The sequence below is a fragment of the Azoarcus taiwanensis genome (genome assembly GCF_012910885.1).
Taxonomy (GTDB): domain Bacteria; phylum Pseudomonadota; class Gammaproteobacteria; order Burkholderiales; family Rhodocyclaceae; genus Azoarcus_F; species Azoarcus_F taiwanensis.
This window is the reverse complement of sequence record NZ_WTVM01000142.1, coordinates 1-9,429: the sequence shown is the minus strand read 5'-3', so window position 1 is coordinate 9,429 and position 9,429 is coordinate 1. Positions and strand designations below refer to the sequence as shown.

13 protein-coding genes are annotated in these 9,429 nt (G+C 62.1%); 10 read left to right on the top strand and 3 right to left on the bottom strand.

The window, feature by feature from the left end; translation table 11 throughout:
- The 4 genes from GPA21_RS20685 to GPA21_RS17045 form a co-directional block, all read left to right on the top strand.
- The coding region (locus GPA21_RS20685) for a hypothetical protein (RefSeq protein ID WP_211163662.1) at nucleotides 1–216 on the top strand (216 nt) is incomplete at its 5' end.
- A gap of 11 nt (nucleotides 217–227) precedes the next feature.
- Entirely contained in the window at nucleotides 228–515 is a 288-nt protein-coding gene (locus GPA21_RS17055) for a hypothetical protein (protein WP_211163661.1), read from the top strand.
- A complete protein-coding gene (locus GPA21_RS17050; RefSeq protein WP_168989313.1) occupies nucleotides 515–961 on the top strand; it encodes a hypothetical protein in 447 nt (148 codons plus the stop codon). Before GPA21_RS17055 ends, GPA21_RS17050 begins: the two co-directional genes overlap by 1 nt.
- A gap of 68 nt (nucleotides 962–1,029) precedes the next feature.
- A complete protein-coding gene (locus GPA21_RS17045; protein ID WP_168989312.1) occupies nucleotides 1,030–1,749 on the top strand; it encodes a hypothetical protein in 720 nt (239 codons plus the stop codon).
- 56 nt (nucleotides 1,750–1,805) lie between these two features.
- Here GPA21_RS17045 and GPA21_RS17040 read toward each other — a convergent pair whose 3' ends face one another.
- Nucleotides 1,806–2,306, bottom strand: a complete 501-nt coding sequence (locus tag GPA21_RS17040) for a hypothetical protein (RefSeq protein WP_168989311.1) — start codon at nucleotides 2,304–2,306, stop codon at nucleotides 1,806–1,808.
- A gap of 162 nt (nucleotides 2,307–2,468) precedes the next feature.
- Here GPA21_RS17040 and GPA21_RS17035 point away from each other — a divergent pair, with 162 nt between their 5' ends.
- The 5 genes from GPA21_RS17035 to GPA21_RS17015 all read left to right on the top strand — a co-directional run bounded on the left by GPA21_RS17035 (nucleotide 2,469) and on the right by GPA21_RS17015 (nucleotide 5,974).
- Nucleotides 2,469–3,050, top strand: coding sequence for an aminodeoxychorismate/anthranilate synthase component II (locus GPA21_RS17035; RefSeq protein WP_168989310.1), 582 nt, complete (start codon nucleotides 2,469–2,471; stop codon nucleotides 3,048–3,050).
- Between the two features lie 34 nt (nucleotides 3,051–3,084).
- A complete protein-coding gene (gene trpD / locus GPA21_RS17030; protein ID WP_168989309.1) occupies nucleotides 3,085–4,116 on the top strand; it encodes an anthranilate phosphoribosyltransferase in 1,032 nt (343 codons plus the stop codon).
- Between the two features lie 7 nt (nucleotides 4,117–4,123).
- Nucleotides 4,124–4,924, top strand: coding sequence for an indole-3-glycerol phosphate synthase TrpC (gene trpC, locus GPA21_RS17025; RefSeq protein ID WP_168989308.1), 801 nt, complete (start codon nucleotides 4,124–4,126; stop codon nucleotides 4,922–4,924).
- A gap of 93 nt (nucleotides 4,925–5,017) precedes the next feature.
- Nucleotides 5,018–5,581: a peptide-methionine (S)-S-oxide reductase MsrA gene (msrA, locus tag GPA21_RS17020; RefSeq protein WP_168989307.1), complete on the top strand. Its 564-nt coding sequence runs from the start codon at nucleotides 5,018–5,020 to the stop codon at nucleotides 5,579–5,581.
- 48 nt (nucleotides 5,582–5,629) lie between these two features.
- Entirely contained in the window at nucleotides 5,630–5,974 is a 345-nt protein-coding gene (locus GPA21_RS17015) for an FKBP-type peptidyl-prolyl cis-trans isomerase (RefSeq protein WP_168989306.1), read from the top strand.
- 232 nt (nucleotides 5,975–6,206) lie between these two features.
- Here GPA21_RS17015 and recQ read toward each other — a convergent pair whose 3' ends face one another.
- Nucleotides 6,207–8,036: a DNA helicase RecQ gene (gene recQ / locus GPA21_RS17010; RefSeq protein WP_246262033.1), complete on the bottom strand. Its 1,830-nt coding sequence runs from the start codon at nucleotides 8,034–8,036 to the stop codon at nucleotides 6,207–6,209.
- Nucleotides 8,037–8,252: 216 nt separating this feature from the next.
- Here recQ and GPA21_RS17005 point away from each other — a divergent pair, with 216 nt between their 5' ends.
- A complete protein-coding gene (locus tag GPA21_RS17005; RefSeq protein ID WP_168989304.1) occupies nucleotides 8,253–8,504 on the top strand; it encodes a hypothetical protein in 252 nt (83 codons plus the stop codon).
- 2 nt (nucleotides 8,505–8,506) lie between these two features.
- Here the strand turns inward: GPA21_RS17005 and rfaE2 are convergent, their stop codons facing one another.
- Entirely contained in the window at nucleotides 8,507–8,995 is a 489-nt protein-coding gene (rfaE2, locus tag GPA21_RS17000; RefSeq protein WP_168989303.1) for a D-glycero-beta-D-manno-heptose 1-phosphate adenylyltransferase, read from the bottom strand.
- Between the last annotated feature and the right edge of the window lie 434 nt (nucleotides 8,996–9,429).

Sequence of the window (9,429 nt, the reverse complement as noted above, 5' to 3'; positions counted from 1 at the left end):
TCGAAGAGAAAACGGGGCGACACCGCAGAGAAAAGCGGTGATTTGCCGGAGAAATTGAACCGAGTTCGGTCGCTGTCATTGTTTGGCGGCGGGATTCAACGAAAACCTCGCGTTATTCGAGGTGCCCATAAGCAAAGGCCGCATGGCGAAAGAAAGACGGCAAACCATCGTCGAACTGGCGACGCTTCTTTGCCAAGTTCAAGGCTGGAAATTTGAGGAACAGACCCATGAAAAATAGTACCGATTTGCACGCCGATGGCTGGCAAGGCCGCGTCACAGTTGAAGATGACGTGGAACCCCCCATGCCCAAGCAATACGCCCGCGCCAAACTGGCGACTTCGACCGACGTAAGCCGGGAGCTTGCCAAGCTGTACCGCGAAGCCCGTAGCGGTCGAATCGACGTTGCCGACGCTTCGCGCCTTGCCAACATGCTTTCGATTCTGTCGCGCATCCTGTCGGACAGCGAACTAGAAGCGCGCATCGAAGCCTTGGAACAACGCGGGGGCTTGCACTGATGGCACGCATCGGACTTAAAGCCCGGCTGTCGAAGCTGGAAAAGCAACGCCGCAAGCCGTCGCCGAACCGGGTTCTTCACTACAACCCCGCCGACCTTGCAGGCGGCCCCGTAAGCGCCGATTTGCCCGTTCGGGTGGTTGGGTATTGGCGGGCGGGCGAAAACCCCGCCAGCGGGCCGCTGCGCGCGTTTGCGGGCCGGTTTGCCCTTATGCCCGACTTCGGTTCGGCTGCGGAATGGGAAGCGGCGGCAGAACGGCAGCAAAAGGAACTGTTGGCAACTGCCCGCAGCCGCACCAACGAACCGGCGACCGAAGCGCCCGATATTGTGGGCACCATCGCCGAAGACGTACCCGCACCGACGCGCAAAGGCGAAAAGGGCGCGCGCTTCGTTGAACTGGCAGACGGTCGCACCTTCGACCGCACAACCGGCGAATTCGTCGAATAGGGGGCTGATGACGCGAACCGTTCAGGCGTCGGCGCATTCCGCGCCGCAAACTTCGAAGGAATTTCACCATGAACCAAACGACCAACGCCGCAGCCCCGGCATACACGAACAGCCTTGTTCAGACGCCGCAAGCAAGCGGCTTTCTCGAACTGGCAGCAACCGAAACGGGCCGAAAAGCCTTCCTTGGCGACCCCGAAAAGTTCGACAGCGACGTAGGGCCGGACATTCTGAACGCACAAATCGCGCTGCGGGATGGCGTCGAAACCATCGCCCGACTGTTGAAGGACGAAACCCGCAACGAAGTTCAGCGGCACGAAGTCGCGGGCGTTGTTGCCGCGCGCACCGTGGAAGCCTTGGAAAAGTCGAAAGCCGCCATCGAACGCCGGGCCGAACTGCTGTACAGCGACGGCGTAGCGCAGGCCGAACGGGAGTTTTCGCCCCGTGCCAGCCATGCCGCGCTTGAAAGCGAAATTCGCAGCTACATTCGGGAGCTTGCGAACAAGGCCGACGGCCCTTCGAAGATTCGTGCGGCCATGCTCGAAAGCAAGGACGTTGCCGCCGTTATCTTCCATTCGCCCGGCTTCCTTGTGGGCATCAACCCCGAAACGCATTCGAAGCTTCGTTTCGAAGCGACCGAAAAATGGTTGCCCGACGCTTACAAGCGCATGACTAGCAGCATTGCGCTTGCCGAACTTGCGCCGAAGTTCGCCAAGGCTGCGAACAGTGTTCGAAACAGCTTCTACAACCCCACACTTGCCGCGAAGGCTTCGACGCGCGTTCAGTTCTAACCGAACCCCAGTGCCATGGGACTTTTGCCCGGCCTTCGTGCCGGGTTTTTTTTTCGTTAGCCGTTCTGGCAGTTGATCGGGCGACCGCGATAGATGATGTTCATTCCGGTCGTTACGTTCTGCGTTCTGACAATCTGCCCGTTTTGGTAGAAGAACCAAAATTGTTGGTTGCCGGTGTATCCGCCGTAAGAGTTCTTGGCGTTCACCAGAACGCACGACGAATAGCCGTAGATTGCGCGCTTGTTCGCTATGGCGTGTTCTTTGCGCGGCGTGCTGAATTCGGCGTACCTCGCCGATTCGGGGTCTTTCAGCGTCTTCGTCATGTACGCCTTGATTAGCTCTTGGTAGTTGTCGGGATAGCTACCATAGTCGGCGTTTGGTTCGGGTAGCGTTGCCTTGTATACGTCAAAGGCTTCGTCGGCTTTCTGCGCTTGGGTGGCGCAACCGGCAAGAAGCGCCGTTGCGACCGCTAGAACTGCAATTCCTTTCATGGTTTCCCCTTTCTTGTTGTGCGTCCGATGCGGCTTCATGCCAGCGGTGCCAGCTTCGCCCCTCATTGACAGTTTATGCGAAAGCCGATACGTGCGAAAATGCCGCGTTTGGTGTCGGCAGTTCCAGACCATCGCACAGGGTATCGAACGAAATTGCGGGTATCCAAGCGGGTATCAAGCCCGGAAAGCTGGAACTAAAGCCTTGCAAATCAATAGGATACCGTCTTTATGCTGCTGATGATCGACAACTACGACAGCTTCACCTACAACCTGGTGCAGTATTTCGGTGAGTTGGGTGCCCGCGTCAAGGTCTACCGTAACGACGAGATCACCGTCGAGCAGATCGAACACTATGCGCCGGCGCAGCTGGTGATCTCGCCGGGCCCGTGTTCTCCGGCACAAGCCGGCGTCTCGGTCGCGGCGATCAAGGCCTTTGCCGGCCGCATTCCGATCCTCGGTGTGTGCCTTGGCCACCAGAGCATCGGCGCGGCCTTCGGTGGGCGGATCGTGCACGCCAAGCGCTTGATGCACGGCAAGACCTCGCCGGTGCATCACAACGGTGAGGGCGTGTTCCGCGACCTGCCGAATCCGCTGACCTGCACCCGCTACCATTCGCTCGCAATCGAGCGCGAGAGCCTGCCGGAATGTCTGGAAGTCACCGCGTGGACCGACGATGGCGAGATCATGGGTGTGCGTCACCGCACGCTGGCGGTGGAGGGGGTGCAGTTCCACCCGGAGTCCATCATGAGCGAATGCGGCCATGCGCTGCTCAAGAACTTCCTCGATACGCGAATCGGCCAGCCCGCCTGAGCGGGGCGATCGGACAAACACAGGAGACCGGACGATGACCATAACCGCACAGGCCGCGCTGCAGCGCACGATCGAGCATCGCGAGATCTTTTACGACGAGATGCTGTCACTGATGCGGCAGATCATGGCCGGCGAGATCTCGCCAGTGATGACTGCGGCCATTTTCACCGGCCTGCGCGTCAAGAAGGAAACCATCGGTGAGATCGCGGCTGCAGCGACGGTGATGCGCGAGTTGTCCACCAAGGTGCGCGTCGATCCCCCGCATGATCACTTTCTCGATGTGGTCGGCACCGGTGGCGACGGGGCGCACACTTTCAATATCTCGACCGCGACGATGTTCGTTGCCGCCGCAGCCGGTGCCAGGGTAGCCAAGCATGGCAACCGCGGTGTGTCCTCCAAGAGCGGTAGCGCCGATGTACTGGAGGCCCTGGGGGTCAACCTGTCGCTTACGCCGGAGCAGGTCGCGCAGTGCATCGAGGCCACCGGCATCGGCTTCATGTTCGCACCCCACCACCACGGCGCGATGAAGAATGTCGCGCCAGTGCGTCGTGAGATGGGGGTGCGCACCATCTTCAACATTCTGGGTCCCCTGACCAACCCGGCTGGCGCGCCGAACACCCTGATGGGCGTGTTCCATCCCGACCTTGTCGGCATCCAGGCCCGGGTCATGAAGCAGCTCGGTGCCAACCATGTGTTGGTGGTATACGGGCTCGACGGTATGGACGAGATCAGTCTCGGCTCTGCGACCATGGTTGCAGAGCTGCGTGACGGTGAGATCATCGAGTACGAGATTCACCCGGAGGATTACGACCTGGCCATGGCCGGCAGTCGCAACCTGCGGGTAGAGAACGCCGAGGAGTCGATGAGCATGCTGTACGGCGCGCTCGAGAACAAACCGGGTCCGGCGCGTGAGATCGTGATCCTGAACGCGGGCGCGGCGCTCTACACCGCCAACCTGGTGCCGTCCATCGGTGATGGCATCCATCAGGCTCGCGAGCTCATCGCCAATGGTGCAGCGCGCGCCAAGCTCGACGAGTTCGTCAAGTTTTCGCGCAGTTTCGGGTAAGCGGAAGATGAGCGACATTCTGGACAAGATTATCGCGGTCAAACGCGAAGAGCTGGCCGCAGGTCAGGCCGAGCGATCTCTCGCGGCCATCGGCAATGCCGCAGGGGCTGCACCCGTGGTGCGGGATTTTGCCGGTGCGATGCGTGCGAGCATTGCCGCCGGGCGTTCTGCGGTAATCGCCGAGATCAAGAAGGCGAGCCCCTCCAAGGGCGTCATTCGTGAGGACTTTCGCCCCGCCGAGATCGCTGCGGCCTACGCCCGTGCGGGCGCGAGCTGTCTGTCGGTGCTCACCGACCGTCAGTTCTTCCAGGGTGATCCCGCCTATCTGCAGGCCGCCCGCGCCGCCTGCGCGCTGCCGGTGTTGCGCAAGGATTTTCTCATTGACCCCTGGCAGGTCTTCGAGGCGAGGGCGATGGGGGCGGATGCGATTCTGCTCATCGTCGCCGCGCTCGATCTCCCGGTCATGCGCGAGATGGAGGCAGTCGCCGAGTCGCTTGGCATGAGCGTACTGGTGGAAGTGCACGACGCTGCCGAGCTCGACATCGCGCTGCAGCTGCGCACACCGCTGGTCGGCATCAACAACCGCAATCTTCGCACCTTCGAAGTCAGCCTGCAGACCACACTCGACCTGCTCGAACGGATCCCGGCCGGCCGCATCGTGGTCACCGAGTCCGGCATCCTGACCCCCGCCGACGTCGCACTGATGCGCGAACACCAGGTCCGCGCCTTCCTGGTGGGTGAGGCGTTCATGCGCGCCGAGGATCCGGGTGCTGCGTTGGGTGCGCTGTTTCAGCCTGCCCTGGGGTGATCGTGCGGCGCATGTCACGTTTGGGTTTGGAATCCCAGGAATGATCTGCGACGGCGCATGTCACAGTGACATCTCATCCAGCAGGAGCCATGCATGTCGGACAAGGAGTTGAGCGCAGCATCGGAGACCGCCATTCTCGGTGGCGGTTGTTTCTGGTGCATCGAGGCAGTGTTCAAAGATGTCGAAGGGGTGCTGGGGTTGCAGTCGGGCTATTGTGGCGGCCATGTTTCATCCCCGAGCTATCGTGAGGTCTGCGGTGGAGGCACCGGCCATGCGGAGGTGGTGCGTATCGAATTCGATCCTGACGTCATCAGCTACCGCGAGCTGCTCGAGATCTTCTTCGTGGTGCATGATCCGACGACATTGAACCGTCAGGGCAATGATGTCGGCACCCAGTACCGCTCGGCGATCTTCCCGACCAGCGAGACCCAGCTGCACACCGCGCTGGCTCTGATCGAGGAAATGGGGGAGGCCCGCGTGTTTCCCTCGGCGATCGTTACCAAGGTGGAGCCGGCGGCCGAGTTCTGGCCGGCGGAGGACTACCATCGCGACTACTACGCGAACAACGCCGACCAACCCTATTGTCAGTACGTGGTCGCACCCAAGATTGCCAAGTTTCGCGAGCATTTTCCGCAGCGACGCAAGCCGCGCCGCTGAATTTCAATCTGCGCGGATCGGATTCCGCGCCAGCAAGGAGCTTCACGCATGAGCGAACAAACCCGGGCCGACGGCCTCGTCATTGAAGATATCGAAACCGGCGAAGGCGCGGTCGCCGAGAAGGGCAAGAAGGTGTCGGTGCATTACACCGGCTGGCTGACCGACGGCCGCAAGTTCGATTCCAGCAAGGATCGCAACGACCCCTTCGTCTTTCCGCTGGGTGCTGGTCACGTCATCCGTGGCTGGGACGAGGGCGTGCAGGGCATGATGGAAGGTGGCCGCCGCAAGCTGACGATCCCGCCCGAGATGGGCTACGGCGCCCGCGGCGCCGGCGGCGTGATTCCGCCCAACGCGACCCTGGTGTTCGAGGTCGAGTTGTTGAAAGTGCTTTGATTCAATGGCCCCGCGCCGCAGCGGGGCCTTTCGGCAGGCAGTCTTCGCGCCTCACGGCGGTCTCACAGGCAGTGGTGTCCGCGTTGCCCAATGCGCGTCCATCACCTGTGGGAGCGGCGTAAGCCGCGAATGTCCGGAGCCAAGCCGGCCCGGTGCAAGTTGTTGCCGCTGAAGTTCGCCGCTCACGCGGCTCCTACAGGCAGTTGGAGCCGCCCCGCGATGTCGAACCCGGTCACACAGTCTCTTCCACCAATCGCAGAATCGCCTCTCCATACGCCTCCAGCTTGCGGTCGCCGATGCCGTTGATGCCCGATAGCGCGGAGAGCGTTTCCGGTCGATGGATGGCGATTTCGCGCAACGTCGCGTCGTTCAGGATCACATAGGCCGGTACGTTGCGTTCGCGTGCGGTCTCGGTGCGCCAGGCGCGCAGGCGATCGAACAACGTGGTCGGAATCCCGCCCGGGATCTCGAGACGGGCCGCGCTGCGGCGCTTGCCACGGCTGCGACTGCGTTCGGATTCCACCCGCAGCATGAATTCCGCCTCGCCGCGCAGCAGTGGTCGGGCGTGCTCGGTCAGCGTCAGTGCGTTGTAGCGTTCATGGTCGACCGCGAGAAGCTCGCGCGCCACAAGCTGCCGGAACACTGTCCGCCAGCGTTTCTCGTCCAGCTCCGCGCCGATGCCGAAAGTGCTGAGCTGCTCATGTGCGCGCTCGACGACTTTTTCGGTCAGCTCGCCGCGCAACACGTCGATGAGGTGTCCGGCTCCATAGCGTTGGCCGGTGCGATACACGCAGGACAGCGCCTTGCGCGCGGCTTCGGTCGCGTCCCAGGTCTGTGGTGGGCTCAGGCAGTTGTCGCAGTTGCCGCAGGGTTCGGCCTGCTCGCTGAAATAGGCGAGCAGGTGTTGACGGCGGCAGGTCGTCGCCTCGACCAGGCCGACGAGCACGTCGAGGCGGTTCCGCGCGAGGCGCTTGAACTGCTCGCTCGCCTCCGACTCGTCGATCATGCGCCTTTGCTGCACCACATCCTGTGCGCCCCAAGCCATCCATGCCTGTGCTGGCAGGCCGTCGCGGCCCGCGCGGCCTGTTTCCTGGTAGTAGCCCTCGATTGAGCGCGGCAGATCGATGTGCGCGACAAAGCGCACGTCCGGCTTGTCGATGCCCATGCCGAACGCGATGGTCGCGACCATCACGATGCCGTCCTCGCGCAAAAAGCGGGTCTGGTGTTCGGCGCGTTGCTCGGACGACATGCCCGCATGGTAGGGCAGAGCGTTGATGCCGTGTTCACACAACCAATTGGCGGTGTCCTCGACCTTGCGGCGGGACAGGCAGTAGACAATGCCGGCCTCTCCCAGGCATTCCTCGCGGATGAAACTCAGCAGCTGACGGCGCGCGTCCTGTTTTTCGGTGATGGTGTAGCGGATGTTTGGCCGGTCGAAGCTGGAGATGAACTCTCGCGCGTCTTCGAGCCTGAGCCGGGTGCGAATCTCCTCGCGCGTCTGGCGGTCCGCAGTCGCGGTGAGGGCAATGCGTGGAATCGACGGGTAGCGCTCGGGCAGGATGGAAAGCTGCAGATACTCCGGGCGAAAGTCGTGCCCCCACTGCGAGACACAGTGGGCTTCGTCGATCGCGAATAACGCCAGTTGCCGCGTGTCCCGCAAGTGGTCGAGCTGGTCGAGAAAGCGCGGGGTCATCAAGCGCTCGGGTGCGACATAGAGCAGGTCGAGCCGACCTTCATGGAGATCGCGCTCGACCGTGCGCGCAGTCTCGATGTCCAGGCTGGAATTGAGAAAGGCCGCAGATACGCCAGCCTCAACCAGCGCACTGACCTGGTCGTGCATCAGCGCGATCAGCGGCGAAACCACGATGGCGGTGCCCTCACGCAGCAGCGCCGGAATCTGAAAGCAAAGGGATTTGCCGCCCCCGGTCGGCATCAGCACAAGCGCGTCGCCGCCTCCGGCCACATGCTCTACGACAGCCTCCTGCTGCCCCCTGAAGCCTGCATAGCCAAACACATGCTCAAGTACATGCAGTGCGCCGGGTTGGTCGACAATCGTGTTCATTCCCGGCATTTTACCGGCAACACGAGCCGGACAGGGGTGCGAACCGGGGAGCGCCGAATCGGCGGCTCGTACACCTCACGATTCCGGTGTTCGCCTTGGCGAATGAAAAGGAGCGCTGAGGCGACAAAGGCGGACCGTTGCGCGTTTTCGCGCAATAATCGCCGTATCGACCACGATTTGCCGCGTCATCAAGACGTGGAGTGAAGGAGACAAAAGATGCCGAGAACCGATACGACGCGACTCTACGCAGCACATCCTCATCTGGTGCGCATCGACGAGTTGTGGGGACAGAAAGCGTGTCGCGATCTGCTGACGCACCTCATGACCGAGACTCGCGACGGGGAACGTGCCGGTTTTTGCGAGGAGAATGCTTCCACGCTGCTGAAGTTGCTGATGGAGCACGACCGCGCATTCCCAGAGTTCGACGACTCTGGAAAGATTGCGAGCTGGGGCGAGCGTCCGAGCTGAAGTCAGAGTGAGCGAATGCGTTTGAGCAGATCGGTGGTCGAGCGCGCATGCTCGAACGGGATTGAATGCACGCTGCCACCCCAACCGGCAACCTCGGTTGCGCCCACGATGTGCTCCACCGCCCAGTCCCCTCCCTTGACCAGCACGTCCGGTCGCGCGTCCAGTATCCGCGCGAGGGGCGTATCTTCGTCGAACCAGGTCACCAGGTCGACGCAATCCAGCGCCGCCATCACTGCGAGGCGGTCTTCCAGTGGATTGACCGGACGGTCGGCGCCCTTGCCGAGACGCCTGACCGACGCGTCGGTGTTCAGTGCGACGACGAGCGATGCGCCGAGCGCGCGCGCCTGGGCCAGATAGGTGACGTGCCCTCGGTGCAGGATGTCGAAACAACCGTTGGTGAACACCAGCGGGCGCGGCAGGTGGGCCACGCGTTCGGCAAGCTGATCGGGCGGACAAATGCGGCGTTCGAAGTCGGGCGGGCCGTATTTCATGGTGGCAGTGGAGGGTGGGGCGGAGGTCGCACTATAGCGCAGACAGCACCAGACCGAGGCGCGAAGACAGTGCTGGCCTATGGCAATCGCGTTGCCGGTTGCGTCGCATATTTCGCGGCTTACGCCACTCCCACAGGTGATGGACGCGCACTTGGTATGGCGTTGCCACTGTTTGTGAGAGCGCCGTAAGGCGCGAAGGCAGCGCTGGACTATGACAAGCGCGTTGCCGGCTGCGTTGTCTATTTCGCGGCTTACGCCGCTTGCACAGGTGATCGACGAGCACTGGCAAGGCGGTGGCCACGGCTTGTGGGAGATGTAATGGACGCCTCCCTCCCCTCTGGGGTGGTGTGAGGCTGCAGGGGTTCAGCAGAGAGGAGCCCTCACGTTACCTGACGGCATCGATGTGCCAAAGTGATGGTGTTGAAACATTCACA

Bases quoted from the DNA above. Each gene is read 5' to 3' on its own strand.
- GPA21_RS17045 (WP_168989312.1), top strand. From the start codon at position 1,030: ATGAACCAAACGACCAACGCCGCAGCCCCGGCATACACGAACAGCCTT.
- GPA21_RS17035 (WP_168989310.1), top strand. From the start codon at position 2,469: ATGCTGCTGATGATCGACAACTACGACAGCTTCACCTACAACCTGGTG.
- GPA21_RS17040 (WP_168989311.1), bottom strand. From the start codon at position 2,306: ATGAGGGGCGAAGCTGGCACCGCTGGCATGAAGCCGCATCGGACGCAC.
- msrA (WP_168989307.1), top strand. From the start codon at position 5,018: ATGTCGGACAAGGAGTTGAGCGCAGCATCGGAGACCGCCATTCTCGGT.
- GPA21_RS17055 (WP_211163661.1), top strand. From the start codon at position 228: ATGAAAAATAGTACCGATTTGCACGCCGATGGCTGGCAAGGCCGCGTC.
- GPA21_RS17005 (WP_168989304.1), top strand. From the start codon at position 8,253: ATGCCGAGAACCGATACGACGCGACTCTACGCAGCACATCCTCATCTG.
- trpD (WP_168989309.1), top strand. From the start codon at position 3,085: ATGACCATAACCGCACAGGCCGCGCTGCAGCGCACGATCGAGCATCGC.
- GPA21_RS17050 (WP_168989313.1), top strand. From the start codon at position 515: ATGGCACGCATCGGACTTAAAGCCCGGCTGTCGAAGCTGGAAAAGCAA.
- GPA21_RS17015 (WP_168989306.1), top strand. From the start codon at position 5,630: ATGAGCGAACAAACCCGGGCCGACGGCCTCGTCATTGAAGATATCGAA.
- rfaE2 (WP_168989303.1), bottom strand. From the start codon at position 8,995: ATGAAATACGGCCCGCCCGACTTCGAACGCCGCATTTGTCCGCCCGAT.
- trpC (WP_168989308.1), top strand. From the start codon at position 4,124: ATGAGCGACATTCTGGACAAGATTATCGCGGTCAAACGCGAAGAGCTG.
- recQ (WP_246262033.1), bottom strand. From the start codon at position 8,036: ATGAACACGATTGTCGACCAACCCGGCGCACTGCATGTACTTGAGCAT.